The organism is Nocardioides abyssi, from assembly GCF_030412915.1.
GTDB classification, from domain to species: domain Bacteria; phylum Actinomycetota; class Actinomycetes; order Propionibacteriales; family Nocardioidaceae; genus Nocardioides; species Nocardioides abyssi.
This window is the reverse complement of record NZ_JAUHJR010000308.1, coordinates 1-214: the sequence shown is the minus strand read 5'-3', so window position 1 is coordinate 214 and position 214 is coordinate 1. Positions and strand designations below refer to the sequence as shown.

General features: G+C 80.8%; 1 pseudogene. It reads right to left on the bottom strand.

Annotated elements, in window-relative coordinates:
- Nucleotides 1-214 (bottom strand): annotated as a pseudogene (locus QWY29_RS20830) (ABC transporter ATP-binding protein); the annotation flags it as partial.

Genomic DNA, 214 nt, shown 5'->3' with positions numbered 1-214 from the left:
GCACGACGTCGAACCGGCTGAGCAGCAGCGCGGCCAGCGCCACCCGGGCCGCCTGCCCGCCGGAGAGCGAGGTCATCCGCGCGGCCGGCCCCCCCTCGGGCGCGAGGTCGGCGCGGACCGGGCCGCGCCGGTCGTCGAGGTCGGCGGCGCCGCTGGCCATCCAGTGGTCGAACGCCACGGCGTACGCGTCGTCCGCGCCCGGCTCCCCCGAGCC